Origin of the sequence: Prevotella amnii CRIS 21A-A, assembly GCF_000177355.1 — a bacterium.
Taxonomy (GTDB): domain Bacteria; phylum Bacteroidota; class Bacteroidia; order Bacteroidales; family Bacteroidaceae; genus Prevotella; species Prevotella amnii.
Map to the genome: position 1 here is coordinate 22,350 of NZ_ADFQ01000075.1, position 20,610 is coordinate 42,959.

General features: G+C 34.7%; 17 protein-coding genes. 7 read left to right on the plus strand and 10 right to left on the minus strand.

Annotated elements, in window-relative coordinates:
* Window positions 1–3: 3 nt before the first annotated feature.
* Window positions 4–471 carry a ribosome assembly cofactor RimP gene (rimP, locus tag HMPREF9018_RS06530; RefSeq protein WP_008449656.1) on the minus strand — a complete coding sequence of 156 codons (468 nt, stop codon included), beginning with the start codon at window positions 469–471 and terminating at the stop codon, window positions 4–6.
* 617 nt (window positions 472–1,088) lie between these two features.
* On the opposite strand from rimP, the gene HMPREF9018_RS06535 reads away from it, so the two are divergent.
* Entirely contained in the window at window positions 1,089–2,243 is a 1,155-nt protein-coding gene (locus HMPREF9018_RS06535) for a TlpA disulfide reductase family protein (RefSeq protein ID WP_008449611.1), read from the plus strand.
* A gap of 80 nt (window positions 2,244–2,323) precedes the next feature.
* Here the strand turns inward: HMPREF9018_RS06535 and HMPREF9018_RS06540 are convergent, their stop codons facing one another.
* Together HMPREF9018_RS06540 and HMPREF9018_RS06545 are read right to left on the minus strand one after the other, a co-directional pair.
* Window positions 2,324–4,639 (minus strand): glycoside hydrolase family 95 protein, encoded by a 2,316-nt coding sequence (locus HMPREF9018_RS06540; RefSeq protein WP_008449606.1) that lies wholly within the window; start codon window positions 4,637–4,639, stop codon window positions 2,324–2,326.
* Between the two features lie 77 nt (window positions 4,640–4,716).
* Window positions 4,717–5,541, minus strand: coding sequence for an alpha/beta hydrolase (locus tag HMPREF9018_RS06545; protein ID WP_008449758.1), 825 nt, complete (start codon window positions 5,539–5,541; stop codon window positions 4,717–4,719).
* Window positions 5,542–5,820: 279 nt separating this feature from the next.
* On the opposite strand from HMPREF9018_RS06545, the gene HMPREF9018_RS06550 reads away from it, so the two are divergent.
* From HMPREF9018_RS06550 to HMPREF9018_RS06575, 6 genes are all read left to right on the plus strand, one after another.
* Window positions 5,821–6,351: an NUDIX hydrolase gene (locus HMPREF9018_RS06550; RefSeq protein WP_008449664.1), complete on the plus strand. Its 531-nt coding sequence runs from the start codon at window positions 5,821–5,823 to the stop codon at window positions 6,349–6,351.
* Between the two features lie 86 nt (window positions 6,352–6,437).
* Window positions 6,438–8,786, plus strand: a complete 2,349-nt coding sequence (gene topA, locus HMPREF9018_RS06555) for a type I DNA topoisomerase (protein ID WP_008449636.1) — start codon at window positions 6,438–6,440, stop codon at window positions 8,784–8,786.
* 21 nt (window positions 8,787–8,807) lie between these two features.
* Complete coding sequence (locus HMPREF9018_RS06560; protein ID WP_008449615.1) at window positions 8,808–9,389, plus strand: shikimate kinase; 582 nt, start codon at window positions 8,808–8,810, stop codon at window positions 9,387–9,389.
* Between the two features lie 49 nt (window positions 9,390–9,438).
* Complete coding sequence (gene speA, locus HMPREF9018_RS06565; protein ID WP_008449602.1) at window positions 9,439–11,331, plus strand: biosynthetic arginine decarboxylase; 1,893 nt, start codon at window positions 9,439–9,441, stop codon at window positions 11,329–11,331.
* Between the two features lie 153 nt (window positions 11,332–11,484).
* A complete protein-coding gene (locus tag HMPREF9018_RS06570) occupies window positions 11,485–11,997 on the plus strand; it encodes an RNA polymerase sigma factor (protein ID WP_008449710.1) in 513 nt (170 codons plus the stop codon).
* Entirely contained in the window at window positions 11,987–12,466 is a 480-nt protein-coding gene (locus HMPREF9018_RS06575; protein WP_008449609.1) for a pyruvate ferredoxin oxidoreductase, read from the plus strand. The genes HMPREF9018_RS06570 and HMPREF9018_RS06575 overlap by 11 nt, the downstream gene beginning before the upstream one ends.
* 287 nt (window positions 12,467–12,753) lie before the next feature.
* Here HMPREF9018_RS06575 and HMPREF9018_RS06580 read toward each other — a convergent pair whose 3' ends face one another.
* From HMPREF9018_RS06580 to HMPREF9018_RS06610, 7 genes are all read right to left on the minus strand, one after another.
* Window positions 12,754–15,534, minus strand: a complete 2,781-nt coding sequence (locus HMPREF9018_RS06580; protein WP_008449638.1) for a hypothetical protein — start codon at window positions 15,532–15,534, stop codon at window positions 12,754–12,756.
* Window positions 15,535–15,550: 16 nt separating this feature from the next.
* Window positions 15,551–15,787 carry a hypothetical protein gene (locus tag HMPREF9018_RS06585; protein ID WP_039864605.1) on the minus strand — a complete coding sequence of 79 codons (237 nt, stop codon included), beginning with the start codon at window positions 15,785–15,787 and terminating at the stop codon, window positions 15,551–15,553.
* A 489-nt stretch (window positions 15,788–16,276) separates the two neighbouring features.
* Window positions 16,277–17,215: a helix-turn-helix transcriptional regulator gene (locus HMPREF9018_RS06590; RefSeq protein ID WP_008449752.1), complete on the minus strand. Its 939-nt coding sequence runs from the start codon at window positions 17,213–17,215 to the stop codon at window positions 16,277–16,279.
* Between the two features lie 22 nt (window positions 17,216–17,237).
* A complete protein-coding gene (locus tag HMPREF9018_RS06595) occupies window positions 17,238–18,029 on the minus strand; it encodes a TIGR02757 family protein (protein WP_008449646.1) in 792 nt (263 codons plus the stop codon).
* Window positions 18,030–18,081: 52 nt separating this feature from the next.
* Window positions 18,082–18,534: a thioredoxin-dependent thiol peroxidase gene (gene bcp / locus HMPREF9018_RS06600; RefSeq protein ID WP_039864617.1), complete on the minus strand. Its 453-nt coding sequence runs from the start codon at window positions 18,532–18,534 to the stop codon at window positions 18,082–18,084.
* A 141-nt stretch (window positions 18,535–18,675) separates the two neighbouring features.
* Window positions 18,676–19,569, minus strand: coding sequence for a hypothetical protein (locus HMPREF9018_RS06605; protein ID WP_008449713.1), 894 nt, complete (start codon window positions 19,567–19,569; stop codon window positions 18,676–18,678).
* Entirely contained in the window at window positions 19,569–20,609 is a 1,041-nt protein-coding gene (locus HMPREF9018_RS06610) for an NAD-dependent epimerase/dehydratase family protein (protein WP_039864606.1), read from the minus strand. The genes HMPREF9018_RS06605 and HMPREF9018_RS06610 overlap by 1 nt, the downstream gene beginning before the upstream one ends.
* Window position 20,610: the final 1 nt, after the last annotated feature.

Consider the following 20,610-nt stretch of genomic DNA (forward strand, 5'->3'; position numbering starts at 1 on the left):
GCTTTATTTGAAACTTATTACGTATTTTGTATATTTCACTTCTTTCATGTTGTACTTATGATCAACATCCATTTTTACAGGACGTTTCTTGCCTTCTATTCGCACTTTCTCATTGACAGCAACTATAAACTCGTCACCATCTACGCTTTTTAGCAGCCCTTTTACTTTCTTACCTTCTTTATCAAGCACCTCAACTTCTTTACCTATAAAGTTAATGTACTGCTGAGCCACTTTAAAGGGCTGTCCTAAGCCTGCCGAGCCTACTTCCAGTTCGTAGTCAGCCTCATCACGAGAAAGATGCTCCTCGATATACTTGCTGAGCTCAACACAGTCTTCTATCCACACCCCATCTGCATGATCAATTTCTACTACGATCTTGTTTTCCGAACTAATCTGAATATCTACAAGGAAATATTCTTTTCCTTCCAGCCATTCGGATACGAGTTTTTTAACAACAGCTTTGTCTATCATAATTTGCTAAATAATAAAAAATGAGGAACTTTGTCAAGTCCCCCATTCCTCTGAACACTGCAAAGGTACAAACATTTTTCGCGTACTGCAAAAAAAGAGTAGATTTATTTTATCCGCCTATAGTTAATTTTTAGAAAAACATTATAAAAACCTAAGAAGGTTACAATAAAAAAGAAATGGCATATCTTAAAAATATAAACATTATATAGCCCTTGTGAGAAAGCAAAAGCCAAACTTTTATATAAAAATACGTGAGGCTTTTGATGATGAAAAAAAAGCATATTCTTAGATTAAGAACGAACTATAGAAAGGAAAAATAAATTAAAAATAAAAGAAAAATAACTTATTTTTCACTTAAAAATAGATTAAAAACATTCTAATATAGTTACCTTTTGCTCTATTAAGCATTGTTTGTTATTTTGGAAAAACAGATGTATAGCGGTTAAAAAGATGCTTTTTATTAATACATTTTTCTAAATATTTGGGCTATTTCTTAAAAAACATTACCTTTGCACAAGATAGGTTTGTGTATGAGAAATTATAATTAAGGATTATTTCTTCTTGTTTACACTGTTTTTACACTTATATTACTATGCTTTTTTAACACCAAACATGATATGAAAAAAAATATTATAAATAAGGTCTTTGTAGGCTGTTGTACACTGGGTATGATAATGTTGGCGAGTTGTGCAAAGGAAGGTTTTCGTATAGAAGGGACTATTTCTAATGCGAAAGATTCTGTGCTATTCTTAGAACATAATGGCTTAGAAGGTATTGCTAAAATAGATTCAGTAAAGCTTGATGAAAGTGGTGTATTTTCTTTTTCAGGTGGTAGAGGTGATAATCCGGAATTTTATCGTCTTCGTATAGCCGATCAGATCATTAATATTGCTATCGATTCTACAGAGCATATTGCAGTAAAGGCAGTTTATCCTCAGATGGCTACCAATTATGTTATAAAGGGTTCGGCTGATAACGAAAAGGTTAAGGAGCTGGCTTTGAAGCAGATTAATCTTCAAAGCCGTTGTCAGCAGTTGTTAGCACAGCGTCCAGAGTTAGCCGACTCTTTGATAGAAGTGATGCTTGCCGATTATAAACGTGATATTACAACAAACTATATTTTTAAGGCTCCAATGAAGTCGTATAGCTATTTCGCACTGTTTCAGTATGTTGTAATAAATAATCAAGCGGTTTTGATATTCGACCCTTCAAAGGACGCAAAAGATACTAAGGTGTTTGGAGCTGTAGCTACAAGTTGGGATACTTATTATCCTGGAACACTTCGCACTCAAAATCTTCATAACATAACCATTAAGGGTATGAAAGATGAACGCATAGTAAAAGCAAGGCAAAAGCCCATAGAGCTAAAGGCTGATGTACGAGGGGTTATCGATCTTCCTTTACGTGATAACATGGGAAATGAGCGTCATCTTACCGATTTTAAAGGACAGGTTGTATTGCTCGATTTTCATGTATTTGGTATGAAAGGCTCTACGGAATATATAATGCATTTGCGTGATCTTTATAATAAATATCATTCACGTGGTTTAGAGATTTATATGGTTTCGCTCGATGAAAATCAGCATTTCTGGAAGGAACAGGTAGCTAACCTTCCTTGGGTAAATGTTTATGATGATAAAGGAGTGAGCCAAGCTTATACGGCTACTGCAACAACGTTGCCTATTATTTACCTTATCGATCGTGGTAATAATGTAGTGAAAAATCCTTCACAGATTAAGAACTTAGATGAAGAGATACAAAAGTTGCTTTAAAAAATAAGAGTTTATTATATCTTTATGTGCTTATTATTTACCCTATTTTTGGCTTAGCCAAAAATAGGGTAATAAGTATGTTACCATTTCAGCTCTATCTCTTTACCTCCTCTTACTACTAATCCTTTAACATATCCGTGTTTCCATGCTTTAGGCAGGGCAGGTAATAGTTCTGTTTTTCCCATTTGGCTTTGTACTAACATTTCAGCAATACCTGCTGTAGCACCAAAGTTGCCATCTATTTGAAAGGGTGTATGTGTGTCTAAAAGATTATCTAACGTGCTGTTACGAAGAAGGTTTTGAAAGAGCTTATACGCATGATCACCATCATGTAAACGTGCCCAAAGACATATTTTCCAAGCCATGCTCCACCCTGTAGCTCCATCACCACGATGTTCTAACACTATACGTGCAGCACGGGCAAGGGTAGGTGTGGTAGAGGTAGATATGGTATGACCCGGGAATAAGCCAAAAAGATGGTTTACATGGCGATGATTATCGTTAGGATCATCAATATCTTCAGACCATTCCATGAGCTGTCCGTAGCGTCCTATACGATATGGTGATAGCTTCAGGAGCACTTTTTCCCACTGTTTCCGTTCCTTTCTATCTATATCTAACACTTTGCTTGCAGCAATAGCATCTGTAAGAATCTCGCGTACTACGGCATGTACGAAAGTTGCGCCTTGATCTATAGAGCCATGTTCAGGAGAGGTAGACGGTGCAGCTGTATAAGTTCCGTCAGGTTTATGCCATAGGAAATCAACTGCAAATTGTGCACTTCCCTTTAATATGGGGTAAGCGGTGTTACGCAAATATGTTTTATTGCGAGTAAAATCGTAATATTCCCAAAGGTGGGTAGATAGCCATGGTCCAGATATTGGCGATAAGTTCCATGTCATATCTTTATCTATGAGTGGTGCAGTGAAGCCAAAGATATTGCTCGATATAGATGTTGTCCAGCCGCGAGCATTATAGTAGGCTTTAGCAGTGCGACGTCCTGGTTTTTCAAGCATACAGATAAAGTTATTAAGTGGCAGTGCACATTCGGCGAGGTTTGTGGTTAGGGCGTGCCAATAATTCATCTGAAGATTAATATTATTATGATAATCTACACGCCATGGTCCGTCTACATTGTTATGCCAAAGTCCTTGTAAGTTAGCAGGGAGTGTGCCTGGACGTGACGATGCTATGAGCAGATAACGTCCATATTGGAAGTAAAGAGCTTCAAGGTCATAGTCGGCTTTTCCTGTACGGTATCGTTGTAATCGTTTGTTTGTAGGTAAGCAAAGAGCTTCTTTAGTATCTTTATCATCTGGATTTATTATTAATTTCACGCGTTTAAATAAAGGTGTATAATCTGCAAGATGATTATTTAGTAGGTTATTATAACCTTTTTGTAGTGCGTGTTTTATCCATTTTTTTGTGGTTTTATCAGGGTTTACACCAATATATGTTTTAGGGTCTGTAAAAGAGGGGTTGGTATTTTGTTTGTAATCAGTATCTGCAGTTAGGAAAAAGGTAACTGTTTTTGCTTTTAAAATATGCAGTTTACCGTCTATTACCTTGCTTGTTCCACTATCAATATTTGCTTTTATGCGTATAGTAAAGCGCATGTTGTTGTCATTGAGCTTGCCTTTGTAAGTTATTCCGTCTGTAGAGTCATTAACTACTTGTCCTTGTGCTATAGGCGATGGGGTATAGGTTAAGGTTAGGTTAAGCAAGTCGGCTCCTTTTGCTGTATATTTAATAACCATCACATTGTCAGGGTAGGATATGAAATAAGATCGTTTATAGTAGGTGGTGTTGGTGTGATAGCTTACCGAAGCTATAGCCGAATCGAGAGATAAGCATCGTTTATAGCCTGAGATGTCTTGCTCTTTATGTCCTGTTTGTATGGTAACTTCTCCCATAGTGGTAAAGTTTCCAAAGCGGAAGTGTGGCTCGGTAGCTATAGAATATGCAGCTTTTCCATTAAAATTGTCTTGTGTTAGTTTGGCTGCTAATTTTGTGTTTCCTTGCAAGAAAGCTTTTCTTATAGCTTTTAAGAAATGTGCCGATTGCTTGTTCTGGTCCCAATAGTATGCCGCACCACCTTTTACGCCTGGTCCACCGCGCCATAAGCTCTTTTCGTTTAGTGTGAACCTATCGCATGCAATGCCTCCCATGATGTTTGCTCCCAGTGATCCGTTTCCTATAGGAAGTGAGCGATTCTCCCATTCAGGATCAGCATTTTGCATCTCATCACCAGCTGTTAATATATTAGGAGATTTTAGCCATATTTTTTTTGTATATGAAGAGCAAGGGGTGTCAAACCATATAGTATTATGTTTTTGAGCCTTTGCTTGTGTTGAGGCACATAGTGTTATGGTTATAAAGATTAGTTTTGAAAGCATTAAAGTTATTTGTAAAGATTGTTAGTAAGTATAAAGGTTGTTACGGTTATTCTGTTGTTTTTATATTTAAAGCATAGTTAAAAGCTCTTTAACCATGCTTTTAGTTCCATTATCAGTTCTTCATGAAAACGAAATCCTATCTTGCTTCCCCAGCCATGTCCGCCACTTGGGTATACATGTAATGATGCTTTCACACCGTTACGGTATAGCTCGGTGTAGTAATTTACTCCGTTAGCAGGTGGTACGATGTTATCGTCATCGCTTAAAGCAATAAAGGCACGTGGAGTAACACGGCTGACGTTTAGGTCGGCACTATATTGTTTTTGTGTGCGTTTGTTAGGGTGTCGTCCTAACAGGTTTTCCAAGCTGACAGCATCTCCATAACCTTCCATCATTGATATTACGGGATAGAAAAGTATTTGAAAGTTAGGTCTGGCGTCTCCTTTAGACTTAGTAGCAATTGTAGCTGCAAGATGTCCACCCGAAGAAAATCCCATAATGCCTACGTCATTACTATCAATTTTCCAGCTTGCAGCATTGAGTCGTACCATTTTCATAGCTTGTTGAGCATCTTCAATAGGTATTTCTGGTTTGCCGTGAGGCATACGATATTTAAGGACTATAGCAGCAATGCCTTGATTTTGCAAAAACTCTGCCCAGTCGTATCCTTCTTTTTCTAAAGATAGTTTTTCGTATCCGCCGCCAGGGCATATCACAATAGCACGACCTGTAGCTTCTTTTTCTTCTGGGAGATAGATGCGTATTTTAGCAGAGTCGGTTTGGTCATTACTGCTGTGCGGTGGCTGACCATTGTATAAGTTTATGTTAAATGAGCGTTGTGCATTTGTAGATAAAGTAATAAAGGCTAATCCAGCCGTAAAAAGGAGTTTATGAAAATTCATGTTATTTCTTGTTTTGTTTTGGCAAAGTTGTTTCTCTAAAACAATGCGAGCTGCATTTTTATCTTATTTTATTCTCTTTATTATAGCAAAGGAAAGAGGAATAAAAGCTAAGTAAGGAACACTATGCCTTAGGATTATTTATGCGCAAAGATAATAAAAAGTTGTAGGTATAGTGCTTTTATATATAATGTTTTTGTTATTTTTGCATATATACATAACATTAAATACGGAGCTTAAACGTATTTTAATATATAGCATTAAATATTTAAAAGCTTTTATATGTCTCATGTTTTAGATAAGTTTAGGTATTGTCCTGTATGTGGTAGTAAAGATTTTCAGGTGCAAAGTAATAAGAGCAAGTGTTGTAAAAGTTGTGGTTTTGAGTTTTTCTTAAATGCCAGTTCTGCTGTGGCAGCTTTTATTATTAACACGTATGGGGAGGTTCTTGTTACGAAAAGGAAGCGAGAGCCTGCCAAAGATATGCTTGATTTGCCTGGTGGCTTCTGTGATATAGGTGAAACTATAGAGGAGGCATTGGTACGTGAAGTTATGGAAGAAACTTGCTTGCAGATAGCAAAGAGTTCGTATTTTTGTTCTATTCCTAATAGCTATTTATATAGTGGCTTTGTAGTGCCTACTCTTGATATGTTTTATATTTGCACGGTTACAAACGAAGATAGTTTGGAGGCACATGATGATGTAGCGGCTTCTTATTGGTTAGCTATAGAAAGATTAGACGAAGAAAAGTTTGGCTTATATTCCATTCGTAAAGCAGTAAGATTATTCAAAGAAAAGTATTTGAAAACTTAAAAAAGTAGAAATAAACTATATTATATAAGGTGTAAGAGGAAAAGTTTACTACTTTTGCGCTCTTGAAAAAGTACAATATATAGACTATGCAAGATAATTTAGTTATAGTAGAGAGCCCTGCTAAGGCAAAAACTATAGAGAAATTCTTAGGAAAGGACTTTAAGGTGATGTCATCTTATGGGCATATCCGCGATCTGAAAAAGAAAGAATTGAGTATAGATCTTGATTCGTTAGCACCTAATTATGAAATTCCTACGGAGAAGAAAAAAGTAGTTAGCGAGCTAAAGAAGGAAGCCCAATTGGCAAAGAAGATTTGGTTAGCCTCCGATGAGGATCGTGAGGGAGAAGCTATTAGTTGGCATTTGTGCGAGGTTTTAGGTTTAGATGAGTCTAAGACAAACAGAATAGTGTTTCATGAGATTACTAAGCCTGCTATATTGGAGGCAATAAATAATCCTCGTCATTTAGATATGAATCTTGTTAACGCACAGCAAGCACGTAGGGTGTTAGATCGCATAGTTGGCTTTAAGTTGTCTCCAGTATTATGGCGAAAGGTAAAGCCATCTCTAAGTGCTGGGCGTGTACAGAGCGTTGCTGTTAGATTAATAGTAGAAAAGGAGCGTGAAATACAGAATTTTAAGTCGGAAAGATATTATAGAATAAATGCAGTTTTCACATTATTAGGAAGTAAAGAAGATAAGCCTACGGAGATAAAGGCAGAGCTGAATAAGCGTTTTTATACTCATGAAGAGGCTGTTGCTTTTCTTGAATTGTGCAAAGATGCTCAGTTTGAGGTTTCTTCGGTAACAAAGAAGCCTTTAAAGCGTACACCTGCTCCTCCTTTTACTACTTCTACTCTTCAGCAGGAAGCAGCACGTAAATTAGGATTTACAGTAAGTCAAACTATGATGGTAGCTCAACGTCTATATGAAGCTGGGCGTATTACCTATATGCGTACCGACAGTGTGAACCTCTCTAAGCTTGCCATAAATACATCTAAGGCAGAGATAGAGAAGATTTATGGTAAGGAATATAGCAAAGTCCGTCAGTATCATACTAACAGCAAGGGGGCACAGGAGGCTCATGAAGCTATCCGTCCTACTTATGCAGATAATCAAACGATAGAAGGAAGTGTGCAGGAGCGTCGTTTATACGATCTTATATGGAAGCGCACTATAGCATCACAAATGTCTGATGCGCAGATGGAAAAGACTGTTGTTAATATAAATATAATCCCTTGCACTGCAGCAGAACAAGAGGGATTACATTTTGTTGCTAATGGTGAAGTGGTGATTTTTGATGGCTTTTTAAAGGTATATCAAGAGTCTAATGACGAGCAAGCAGTAAAAGAAGAGAGCTTGCATAATTTGCCTTTAATAAAAGAGGGCGATATGTTAAATAGGGTAGAGGTATCGTCAACAGAGCGTTATTCTCAAACTCCGGGTAGATATACAGAGGCAAGTCTGGTACGAAAACTTGAAGAGTTGGGTATTGGTCGTCCTTCTACTTATGCTCCAACAATATCTACTATTCAGCAGCGCGAATATGTAGAGAAGGGAGATAAAAAGGGAGAAGAGCGTAGCTATAAGATAGATACCTTGAAGAAGAATAAGTTAAAGTCGATAGAAAAGACAGAAATGGTGGGTGCTGATAAGGGTAAACTTATACCTACCGATATAGGTATAGTGGTAAACGATTTCCTTATGAAGAGCTTTCCAGAGATAATGGACTATAACTTTACGGCAAAGGTAGAACAGGAATTTGACAAGATAGCTGAAGGTAAAGCTGCATGGGATAAAGAGATGAAAGATTTTTATCATAGCTTTGAGCCAAAAGTAGAAGAGGTTATGAATGCACGCTCTGAGCATAAAGCAGGTGAAAGAGAGTTGGGCATTGATCCTAAGACGGGTAAACCTGTTTTTGTAAAGATAGGTCGTTTTGGTCCTGTAGTGCAGATAGGTACTGCTGATGATGAGGCTAAACCGCGTTTTTCACAGTTGCCAGTGGGTAAGAATATGGAAAGCATAACACTTGAAGATGCTATAGAGCTTTTTAAGTTACCACGCAATCTTGGCAAATTTGAAGATGAAGATGTAATCATAGGCACAGGTCGTTTTGGCCCTTATGTAATGCACAAGAAGAAATATGTATCTATTCCTAAGGATCAAGACCCATTAACAATATCTCTTGATGGAGCTATACGCCTTATCCAAGAGAAACGTTTGCAAGAAGCTATGCGTCATTTAAAGACTTTTACAGAAGATGCAAATATGGAATTGATGAATGGCCGTTATGGTCCTTATATAGCTTACGAAGGTAAGAACTATCGATTACCAAAAGCATTACACGATAAAGTAAAAGAGCTTACTTACGAACAGTGTATTGATATTATAAAAAAAGCACCAGAACCAAAACGTAAGAAGAAAAAGGTTTAATATATATTTATAATAAGCAATATGCCTATACCTCTTAAAAAGCAGTTACAAAACAAGGGGAATACGAAGCAAAACACGCTTCGCATTCTCCTTATTGGCTACATGGGGGCTGGTAAAACAACTATAGGAAAGGTTTTATCAGATGAAATGAATATACCTTTTTACGATCTCGACTGGTATATTGAAGCACGTATGCATAGAAGCATAAAGCAGCTTTTTGAAGAGAGAGGAGAAGAAGGTTTTAGAAAAACAGAGCAAGCGATGTTACATGAAGTAGCTGAAAATGAAAATGTTATCATAGCTTGTGGAGGAGGGACACCTTGCTTCTTCGATAATATGGATTATATGAACAGGCAAGGAACTACTGTTTACTTAAAAGCTCTTCCAGAAGTGTTATATGCTCATTTGAAGATGGGCAAGATTATACGCCCGCTTTTGTTGGGTAAAACAGAAGAAGAGATAGGACAACTTATTGTAAGACAGGTAGCAGAGAGAGAGAGTTATTATTTAAAAGCAAAATATGTTTTAAATATTAATCTCTTAAATAGTGCTGAAAAAATAAAAGAGGCTGTATATAGTTTGCGTGAATTGCTTAATATATAATGTGTTTTGAATAAAGATTATTTATAAAAGTAGTATATACAATAATAAAATGAAGAAGTGGACGATAGAAGATTCTAAAGAACTTTATAATATTAATGGGTGGGGGACATCTTACTTTGATATTAATGAGAAAGGTAATGTATGTGTGTCACCATGCAAAGACAATACAGAGATAGATTTACGTGATATCATGGACGAGTTGGCTTTGCGAGATGTAACACCGCCAGTGTTGTTACGTTTTCCTGATATTCTTGATAATCGTATCGAAAAAACTGCATCATGTTTTGATCAGGCTAAGAAAGAATATAATTTTAATGCAGAAAATTTTATCATCTACCCTATTAAGGTTAATCAAATGCAGCCTGTTGTTGAGGAAATTATTACACATGGGCGAAAGTTTAATCTTGGACTGGAAGCTGGCTCTAAGCCTGAACTTCATGCTGTTATTGCTGTACAATGTCAAAGCGATGCATTAATAATTTGTAATGGATATAAGGATCAAAGCTATATAGAATTAGCTCTGTTAGCTCAGAAAATGGGTAAGCGAATCTTTATAGTAGTAGAAAAATTAAATGAAATAGATCTTATAGCACATGCTGCAAAGAAACTTAATGTTAAGCCAAATCTTGGTATTCGTATTAAGTTAGCCTCAAGTGGGTCAGGGAAATGGGCAGAAAGTGGTGGTGATGCTTCTAAATTTGGATTAACCTCTTCAGAGCTACTAAATGCCCTTGAACTATTAGATAATAAGGGATTGCATGATAGCTTAAAGCTTATACACTTTCACATAGGATCACAAATAACAAAAATACGTCGTATACAGACTGCTCTTAACGAAGCCGGACAATATTATGTTAATCTTCGAAAGATGGGATATAATGTAGAGTTTGTTGATTGTGGTGGCGGACTTGGAGTGGATTATGATGGAACAAGATCCTCAAGTAGCGAAAGTTCGGTAAACTATAGTATACAAGAATATGTTAATGATTGTGTGTATACTTTTGTAGACGTATCTGATAAAAATAATATACCACACCCTAATATTATTACCGAAAGTGGTAGAAGCTTGGCAGCTCATCACTCTATATTGGTTATTGATGTTCTTGAAACGGCATCTTTGCCTGAAATGTCAGACGATTTTGAAGCAAAAGAAACTGATCATCAATTAGTACGCGACTTGTATGATATATGGGATAATCTTGATAAGCGTAATATGTTAGAAGATTGGCATGATGCCGAACAAATACGAGATCAGGCTTTAGAGCTCTTCTCTCATGGCATGGTAGACTTAAAAACAAGGGCAGAGATAGAAGCAATGTATTGGAGCGTGTGTCATGAAATAAACAATATAGCTAAGTCTATGAAGCATGTTCCTGATGAGCTTCGTAATATGGATAAGTTGTTAGCAGATAAGTATTTTTGTAATTTCTCCCTCTTTCAGTCGTTACCAGACTCTTGGGCAATAGATCAGCTTTTCCCTGTCGTTCCTATACAACGCCTAAAAGAACGTCCAACACGTAAAGCTACACTTCAGGATATTACCTGTGATAGCGATGGTAAAATAGCCAATTTTGTGGCAGATGGTAAGAGCAGTCATGTCCTTCCTATACACGCTTTGCGACGTAACGAACCTTATTATATAGGTGTGTTCCTTGTAGGAGCATATCAGGAGATTTTAGGAGATATGCATAATTTGTTTGGTGATACTAATGCTGTTCATATATCGGTAAAGAATGGTAGTTATAATATTGATCAGATATTCGATGGGGAAACGGTAGAAGAAGTGCTTGAATACGTACAATATAAGCCTAAAAAACTTGTTCGCCAGCTTGAGATATGGGTAACAAAGAGTGTTAAAGAAGGTAAGATTTCTATTGAAGAAGGTAAGGAGTTTCTTAGTAATTATCGTAATGGCCTTTATGGTTATACATATTTAGAGTGAGTTTTTTACTTGTTTCTATAATATAATTTAGAAGGTGGTGGTAGGAATATTCTGCTACCACTTTTGTTTTATGAGTAAAAAAAAGTTAAAAACAATATTTTTGCATAGTGTTTTGTAACTTTATAAAGTAACTAATCGTCTTTTATATAGAAGATGAAGAAAATCAGTTTTCGGAATGATGTCTTGCCGTTAAAGAATGAGCTTTATCGGTTAGCCCTTCGGATAACAATGAATAAAGAAGAGGCTGAGGATATTGTGCAAGATACTTTGATAAAAGTATGGGATAAGCGTTCCATTTGGAGTGATATTAGTTCAATAGAGGCTTATAGCTTTCGTATATGTCGTAATTTATCGCTTGACAGGATAAAGAAAAAGGAGAATAAAAACGATTCGTTAGATGAGAGTTCCTTTGCTTCTCTCTCTTCTGCGAATTCTCCACAAGATAATATGATAGCAAAAGATGGGATAGTAATAGTAAGGGAAATTGTAGCTTCATTACCTGAAAAGCAGCGTAGCTGTATGCAGCTTCGTGAGTTTGAGGGAAAATCTTATAAAGAGATTGCCGATATATTGGCCATATCTGAAGAGCAGGTAAAGGTTAGTATTTTTCGAGCAAGGCAAACGGTAAAACAATTATATTTAAAATTAGACAATTATGGATTATAAATATATAGAACAACTTTTAGAACGTTATTGGCGTTGTGAAACTTCTCTTGAGGAAGAAGAGATACTTCGTACATTCTTCTCACAGGAAAAAGTGCCAGAGCATTTGTTGCAATATAAATTGTTATTTAGCTTTGTAAAGCAGGAGAAAGATGATAATGTTCTTAACGATGAGTTCGATGAAAAGGTTTTGTCCATTATTGATGAAGATAAGCCTATAAAGGCTAAGGTGATAACTTTTCGTTATAGATTATTGCCTCTTTTTAAGGCAGCAGCATTGTTGGCTATAGTTCTTACTTTGGGTAATGCTATAAATGGTGCTTTTTCTACAGGAAGCGGCTCTTCTTTGCCAGTGAGTGTAGCTAATTCTAATAAAACATCAGAGGGGCCTTCAGTGGCTAAAGCCGATTCGCTGCATAGTGATTCGCTTCAGCACAACATATCAGTAACTACTTCTACAATAACAAAATAAAAGAAAACAGCTTTCTAAATAAATAATCATTTCATTAAAACATTATTTCCAATCTAAGTATTATCCTTTAATGGGAAATCTTGGATATTATATTTACTAAAGGCGATATTTCATAAGAAGTATCGTCTTTTTCTTTATATATGTTTTTTCTTATGTTGGTAAACGTAGTTGCTTTTCAGAACACTTTTGTGGAAAGCTAACAATATCCTCACTGTAAAGAAAATTCTCCCCATCTTCATTTTATAAAGATGGGGAGAAAGATATTTTTAAGATAAATAAAACTTCATCTATTCATCTTTTACAGGTAGTATAGTATCAGCTTCAGCCATGTTATTATCTTTATCATTAGGCTTATAATATTCCTTATCCAATAAAAGACGACATCTTGAATTATTTTCTTTGTCAAGAGTGCTATTGCTTGTGGCTAATTGATAAAATCCTTGTGCATCTGGAAATGGAAAATTTTCATCATTTATCACATATACATTAGGTTCTAATTTTCCATTTTTATAAATTAAGCCCCCCGTCATTGATATAAATAAAGATTCTTTGTTATTATCGGTTTTGAAGGTCCAACCATATTTATCTTTATCGTAGCCGGTACCTTCTTCTTCCATTTTTGTAAAAGTATTTACAGGAGGTACTTTATATCCTACAGGACATGGGTCGTAAATGGTCTTAACATTATTGCTAAGTTTAAGGTTTTCGTCTAATATAGAAAAGTTAGCAGACCAAAGATTAAAATATGTATTACTACACCAATTTGTCATATAATTATGATTTATTAGCTGATTTGGATTCTGTATAGCATAAGCTAAAGTTTGTGTACCATCAATACAGGTTATTTTCCCATCTTGCTTATGTGCAACATCACCTGAAAAAGGATCTTTTCGTCCATGTTGATAATAATTAGCATAAAACAAGTGTTTTGTTATAGTCTTTTGCTCTACTGTAAACTTACTTCGTATTTTATTATTATCTTTTTGTGTGAATACTAATTTTACTTTTCTTGGATATTTTTCATTAGGTCCATATAAAAAAGGTATATAGCCTAATGGTAATTTAGCTACATTACGTTGGGTTCCGTACTTATCTGTTAATTGTACAGTTTTTCCATATTCTTTTGCAGGAACAAACCACAGGTGCCACGACCACATAATGGTATTATTTTTGTTTTTTACTGCTATTAAAGCATTGCCGCTCTTAATTTGATCTGAAGAAACAGTAAATGTTAAGTAATCGTATTTTTGCGTCCCACTTACTATGTTAGGTATAACGCTTAACATGTTTTCTCTATCCTCCCAAAGAAGTTCTGCTTTTATAGCTTTATCGTTAGCGTTATCTTCATTTATATAGGGAGAAGTTATTTCTTTACCAGCATAGTTTATAAAAGTATCAAGCTTCTTATCATCTTTAGGTTTTTTACCATTATACTTAAAGGAAGCCTTATTAGTTCCTCCATCCTTAATAGCATTACCATATACCAAAGGAATGGAATAGGTGCCGGGTGAAGAAATAATATAACAATTAGCAGTTTCTTCTATGGTTGCTTCACCATTTGCATTTGCAAGGTTATAAGGCTTAGGTGCTTTTTCAGTTTTATCAAATTTGTTATCCCAAGGATATGAAGTTGTTAGTTCTAAAGGTTTTATTTTTATCTCACCATCATTTTTTCCACCCTCACCTGATGTTTTATCCAACTTAAGCCAGTCAGGGAAAGATCCTTCATGTAGATTAGGATCATTATCTTCATAATATCCAACATATTGCCATGGTGCTTTTTCAGATTTCCCATTAGGTCCTTTTTGTAAATAACTAAAAACCGTAAATTGTGCCTCTTTAGTATTAATTAATATGAGTTTAGGTCCTTTGGTTATTAATGTATTTAACGATTTGTTAGCTGATAATTTTAAGATTTTTGTTTTTCCAGCGTCAAATTTCCCTTTACCAAGGGGAACCTCAAGATATTGTTCTTTGTTTTTATCTTCATTATATAGTGTGAGGCAAACTTTAATATCTGCATAATCTTGTGGAATAACAAAGAATGTATAGCCATCGTCTCCGGACCAATATTCGAAGTCGTCTCCTTTCTCTTTATGTGGATCTTTACCTAATGTTATAGTATTATTGTCTTCGTTATCAAAACTTTCATAAAGATCTGATAAAGATAAAGTGCCTTTATCTTTATTAGAAAAACTCCAAGAACCAGAAGGTTCTTTTGCTGTTGGAAAAGTATATATTCCTTTGGTAACTATATTTTTTAGTTGTACTGTTGTTAGTCTTATGTTATCGGGTAATATACCTAAATTGATAGAGAATTGTACAGCAGTTAACGCATGAAGTAATTTAAGCTTTATGGGATCATCTTTTGCTTGAGTATTATAGTTTACATCTGTACTTGCTGCCAATAAATCGAATTGTTTAGAAACATCATCAGGACATTCAAACTTGATTTGAGGTAATTGTTCTTCCTTGTTATAATCGTAAGTATATGCTACTTTGGAACTTTCACCATTCTCATCAGAAGTACTTTCATTCGTACATAAAGTAACAAACTTACAGTATGGCTTATTATACGACCATAAATATTTTTGTGGATTATTTGGATCTTCTTTAAAGGTTCCCAATCCATCATTATTAATATTTAATGTCTCTTTATTTAACCATTCATCATATTTGTCTTGCTCTTTTCCCTTCCTATAACTCCATAATGATAATTTTATGTCATTTTCATTAAGATAAGAAATATCTGCAGGTATTATGTACCCACGTGTTTTAGCTTTATTTTTAGAAGAAGAAAAGATACCATTAATAGTTCTATCCTGTAACCACATCTTTTTACCTTGAAACATGGTTTCTGATATGTTGCGAGCTTCAATGCAGGCGTCAGCTGGCTGTGCAGCTCTGCTATCTTTTGTTAGCTGATTGTTTTGTACTACTTCTGCTATAAAGTGTAGCTGTCCGTCTTTGCTATTATTATCTGTACTAAATATTTCGTCAGAACAAGACATTGCACATATCCCAAAAGCAAGGAAACATGCAAATATAAAATGCTTATAAAAGTTCATTTTCATTTTTGCATATTTATGGGTTAATAATAGTAATACCGTTGAAGTTGACATCGCCATCTTCAGAAGTGATGCTAATACTCCCTCCGCTGCCTAAATCAATATTGTCTTCTTCTTTTTCACGAGCTGTTATTGTCGTCGTTTCACTAACAGGTCTTCCCGTTGCAGCCAAGATTACACACTCCTTAAGTAGTGGATAAATTTCTATCGTAGGCTTAAGGTACTTGGCTTTTATAAGTTTTTCTTTTTTCATAACTAAAAAAAATGATTAGTAGTATATAAGCCAAAATTTGCTTTGATTGTTCTATATTTGCAAATTTAGTAAAAGATATAGATAAAACAAAACATTAGTGGATAAAATTATTTAGTTGATTCTTATAAAGTTGTTGTAATTGTTTGAAACAGAAATAGTTAAGGAATAGTGTTAAAAACTAAGTTTTGTAAATAGCCTGCTTATTAGTAGTTTTATAGTGGGTTAATTATTAAGCAACTAACATTAGAGCTCTTCTACCAATATATGGAATATGCAGAGGTGTTATTAAAAGTTTATCTTTAAAGTTAGACTAATCTTTTGATATTCTACTATTGAAAATTCTCTTTAAATATCGTACGGCTTTCATCTCTTCAGCCGTTTCAGATATATAGAGCGGGCTTATATTATGTTTAAATGAAAACTCGTTCAAACTATCTATTGCGTCCTAAAAAAATTATCTTAAAATAAATCTCACGCAAAAATAGATATTTATTTTGTTTTTTGCTTACCGTTTATATCTTTCTTTAAGAAGTTATTTTGCATCTGTCTTATTTCGTTATGTATGTAATCTATAAATTTGTCATTTCCTAATATTTCGATATCTTTATTTAAACCTAAAACAAATCTTCCTATGCCTCGGTAATCGCACACTTCTAAATTTAATATCCAGTGGTCATTATCTTCTTTTTCTATAAATCGTCCTCCTTGAGGATATTCTTCTATAAAAAGATTAAATGCAACTCTGCCCATACGTAGTGTAACAAGATGCTGCTTCTCGCTGCTAAACATAAAAATATCAGTGAACATTTCCTTATGCATATCTTCGCGTAACCATGGAGTATCGAGCAGCTCTACACTTTTCATTCTTGCCACTTTAAAGGTTTTATTTATCTTAGATCTTAGCTCGTAACATCTTACGTCTTGAGAGTTATTCATCAGGAAGAAAGGTTCTACTATACGATCTCGTACCGAGCTACTGTTTAAGCTGGAGTATCCATATATAGTTACCATTTTTTTCTCTCTTATGGCTTGTGTAATAACTTTAAGATTATCATCTATTTGTTTACGTAGAGTAGCATTATTAATATTAGATAAATTGTATGCATTATCAAGACGATAACGTAAGTGGTTAATGGTTTCGTTATTAATTCCTGATGACGTAAGAACATCATAAATGGCATGTATCTCATTATCTGTGAACTGCACGCTGTTTAACAATTTAGCTATAAATGGTGAGTGATAATCTATATGATAATATCCTTTGTTCTTAAAAATAATAAATCCTGAGCGTCTAAGGAAGGAGATAAGATAATATAGATTACGTCTGGAAATATCTAACTTTTCGCATAGCTCTTCTATAGAAAAATCTGTTCTATCCACTAACAGTTGAATGAGCTCTAACTGATTTTTAAGTTTATCAAGTCGCATAAGTAGTAATACAGGTTATCTTTTATTTTGAATTTATTCCATAACCAAAGAGGGCAAAGTCGCCTTTGAGAGGGTCGTCAGGAAAAACTTTACATAGCTGTATGGTTATTTGCTGTGCTGTTTTCATAGAAGTAGTTTTGCTTTTGTTTAGACCTAAGCGAATAGATTGTTGTAAGACATGAGTGTCTAACGGAATTATAAGCGACTTTTTTTCAAACATATCACTCCATATTCCGAGATCTACAGGGGAGTTATCACGCACCATCCAACGCATAAACATACATATACGTTTGCATGAGGAGATGGTGTTTTTGGGAATAATCCCAGAAAAGCCATGAGCATGGAAATAGCTGCATAGTATTTCTATAGCAGATATGGCTTCTGCTTTTATATGTTTGCTTTTGTGTAGAGTATTAATGTTTTGACGAATATATTCCTTTAAGCTGCCTTTATTGATAAACATCTCTTGTAATGATAATAAGAAATGGCGCATCATATTATTAGAATATAATCGATAAAAGCTCTTCGTGTCATTTGGTATATCATGCAAGAAAGCCCCTTCTCTAACCCATTGATATGGCTCGTTATGTGTAAAATCTAATATGTTTTGTAGTTTCGGCATAAACGCCTTACGGTTACCATAACTTAAACAGGAGGCAATGAAAGCCATTGTCTCCTGATTTTCAATACCTTTTACTTGATGCATAAACCACGAAGGGTCGCCTTGTAAAAACTCTATAGTTTCATACTTTTCAGCTAAAAATAATAGCTCTTTTTTTATATTTTCAGGCAATCTGATAGCAGTTTTTAGCATAAGGGAGATATTAACTATAAAGTGTAGTGTTTTTAAAGGATATATATTATGCCTATAAGCTTAATATTTGAGAAGCATGCTCTTTAACTTTTATTTCTTTAGGGTTAAAAATATGCTCAATAATACCCTCTTCATTGATAATAAAAGTAGTACGGAAAGTACCCATATAGGTACGACCACACATTTTCTTTTCACCATAAACACCAAAAGTTTCTACAAGTTTTAAGTCAGTGTCTACAATAAGAGGAAAAGGAAGACTATTCTTTTCTATAAACCGTTTATGAGATTTTTCATCTTGAATGCTTGCACCTATCACTACATAACCTTGTTTTTGTAGCTCGCTATAATTATCACGCAGGTTGCAAGCCTCTGTGGTACACCCCGGAGTAGAGTCCTTAGGGTAAAAGTAAAGTACTATCTTTTTACCTTTATAATCGCTCAACTTAATTTCTTTACCATTCTCATCAGTTCCAAGAACATCAGGAGCTTTATCGCCAATTTTCATCATATAATAATATCTTTTATATATTTATTACTTATTGCAAAGATAGTATTTCTTATGCAAAATAGCACACATTATGCTTTTTTTATTAAAAGCTAATGCTTCTTTCTTTATTTTTTTTAGGAGAAAGGTTTTTATAAAATACTATCTTTTTAATTTTTGAAATCGCTTTTGATTCACCTTTTTGTAGTTATATCCAAAAAGATGTTTTGCTATCTTACGAAAATTGTAAGTAGCTACAAAGCGAAAAATATCTTTTAAAGGAGGGTGTTTCTCCATATAAATGCTATGTGGAACATGTACAAAATAAAAATCTACTATGGAATCGAAAGCAGAAAACTGCTTGTTAGGTCTTTCAAAGAGCCATGTTTCAGAATAAAAACGGTTATTAGCAATAATATTTGAATCGAAACAGGGTAAGGTACGTATAAAGTCGGTGCGAGCCCACCAAAAACTACCACTATACATTTTGTGTTTTTTAGGAGGCCAACGATAACAGCCATAAGTATCATAGCCTTCCGAAAGAACGTTTACAGCTACTTTCCATTTATAAAAAACAAAATATTCTAACAGTTCACGCCATGCATTTATCTTACTACGAAAAGACATAAACTGTTTGTCTTTGCTATCAACCATTTGATAGCTTATGCCTTTAGAATGGAAATAATATAAAAAAGCATCTTCTTTTATACTCAATTTTCTAATAAATTCGAGGGCAGGATATTCATAGCATTTTGGATCTTTATGAAAAGCTACCAGCTCGACATTGTTACTATCTATTTTCTTCTTTAGCTTTTCTATATTTTTTTCGTTATCACTTATACAGCTGAGATAGAGCTTTTTAGTAACACTTAATAAACCGCTTTGCTTTAAGCTATGTAGCTGAGCTTCTGCAAGACTTTCCCACCCTTTATCCATTAAGATATGGTATACACCATATATGGGCTTATTATTATGCGGACTATGATTCCATTTGCTTAAATCTAATCTTGTATAAGTATGAAAGATACTATTATATAAATTTCTAAAAATCCCCATTACACCGTTTCTTTAAAACTTGCTATTAATCGATCGAACATTTCACTAAGGTTGTACTCTGGTTTCCAACCTAAAGATGCTAACTTTTTAGAAGATAAACGTAGCTTAGTAGTGGGTGAATAACCTAAACCTTCTTTGATGTCAAATAGTAATTTGCCAGTAGGGTGATGATTTTCTAAGACCATCTTAGCCATATCCTTTATAGATATGTAACTTTTCTCGTTGGCAACATTATAAGCCTCACCCTTATTACCCTTTATCATAATAAAAAGAATAGCCGTAATTGCATCTATTGTGTAACAGTAGCTACGGCAAAGTTCTCCTGTGGTATTTAATACAATGTCCTTATTATTTATGGCAGCTTTAGCAAATTGGGCAAACACTCGGTTATCATTCTTTGCTACACCTGCGCCAAAAACTTGTGCTAATCGAGCTACCTTAGCATTTACATCATACTCTATGGCGTAGTTATGGCAAAGAGCTTCTGCGGCTCTTTTAGCTAAAGGGTAACTACTACGTGTAGCCATAGGGTCGATATAACCTTGTTTATCTTCTGTTAATAGTGTAGAATCGTCATATATCGTACCATAAACCTCTAAAGTGGAAGCCAAAACAAAAGAAGACAATCCAGACTTTTTTGCATATTCTAATAAGCTGTTAGTGCCAAAATATACTGTGTTCATTGTTTCTATAGGCTCTTCTATAAATGTCTTTGAAGCAGTAGGAGCAGCAAAATGTATTATGCTATCAATATGTTCTGGTGCTTTAAAAGGAAGATGTTTATTAAAGTTATGTTTGAAAATGTCAAAATAGTTATTCTCATTTCCAAATATTTTGTGTGCCTTTTCTGTATTGCGTACTATGGCAATAACGCGCAAGTTAAGATTATATAGCTTGTTAAGCTCTAATAAAGCCAGAGTCATGCATGATCCTAATAGCCCTGTAGCTCCTGTTATGGCTATGGTCTTTTTGCGGAGAGCTTCTGATAAGGGAAAAGAGTTAGCAAAATGTAGTATGTCCTGACGTAATGTTTTGTTCATG

Coding starts and splice junctions, on each gene's coding strand:
- rimP (WP_008449656.1), bottom strand. CDS start 471: ATGATAGACAAAGCTGTTGTTAAAAAACTCGTATCCGAATGGCTGGAA.
- HMPREF9018_RS06535 (WP_008449611.1), top strand. CDS start 1,089: ATGAAAAAAAATATTATAAATAAGGTCTTTGTAGGCTGTTGTACACTG.
- HMPREF9018_RS06540 (WP_008449606.1), bottom strand. CDS start 4,639: ATGCTTTCAAAACTAATCTTTATAACCATAACACTATGTGCCTCAACA.
- HMPREF9018_RS06545 (WP_008449758.1), bottom strand. CDS start 5,541: ATGAATTTTCATAAACTCCTTTTTACGGCTGGATTAGCCTTTATTACT.
- HMPREF9018_RS06550 (WP_008449664.1), top strand. CDS start 5,821: ATGTCTCATGTTTTAGATAAGTTTAGGTATTGTCCTGTATGTGGTAGT.
- topA (WP_008449636.1), top strand. CDS start 6,438: ATGCAAGATAATTTAGTTATAGTAGAGAGCCCTGCTAAGGCAAAAACT.
- HMPREF9018_RS06560 (WP_008449615.1), top strand. CDS start 8,808: ATGCCTATACCTCTTAAAAAGCAGTTACAAAACAAGGGGAATACGAAG.
- speA (WP_008449602.1), top strand. CDS start 9,439: ATGAAGAAGTGGACGATAGAAGATTCTAAAGAACTTTATAATATTAAT.
- HMPREF9018_RS06570 (WP_008449710.1), top strand. CDS start 11,485: ATGAAGAAAATCAGTTTTCGGAATGATGTCTTGCCGTTAAAGAATGAG.
- HMPREF9018_RS06575 (WP_008449609.1), top strand. CDS start 11,987: ATGGATTATAAATATATAGAACAACTTTTAGAACGTTATTGGCGTTGT.
- HMPREF9018_RS06580 (WP_008449638.1), bottom strand. CDS start 15,534: ATGAACTTTTATAAGCATTTTATATTTGCATGTTTCCTTGCTTTTGGG.
- HMPREF9018_RS06585 (WP_039864605.1), bottom strand. CDS start 15,787: ATGAAAAAAGAAAAACTTATAAAAGCCAAGTACCTTAAGCCTACGATA.
- HMPREF9018_RS06590 (WP_008449752.1), bottom strand. CDS start 17,215: ATGCGACTTGATAAACTTAAAAATCAGTTAGAGCTCATTCAACTGTTA.
- HMPREF9018_RS06595 (WP_008449646.1), bottom strand. CDS start 18,029: ATGCTAAAAACTGCTATCAGATTGCCTGAAAATATAAAAAAAGAGCTA.
- bcp (WP_039864617.1), bottom strand. CDS start 18,534: ATGAAAATTGGCGATAAAGCTCCTGATGTTCTTGGAACTGATGAGAAT.
- HMPREF9018_RS06605 (WP_008449713.1), bottom strand. CDS start 19,569: ATGGGGATTTTTAGAAATTTATATAATAGTATCTTTCATACTTATACA.
- HMPREF9018_RS06610 (WP_039864606.1), bottom strand. CDS start 20,609: ATGAACAAAACATTACGTCAGGACATACTACATTTTGCTAACTCTTTT.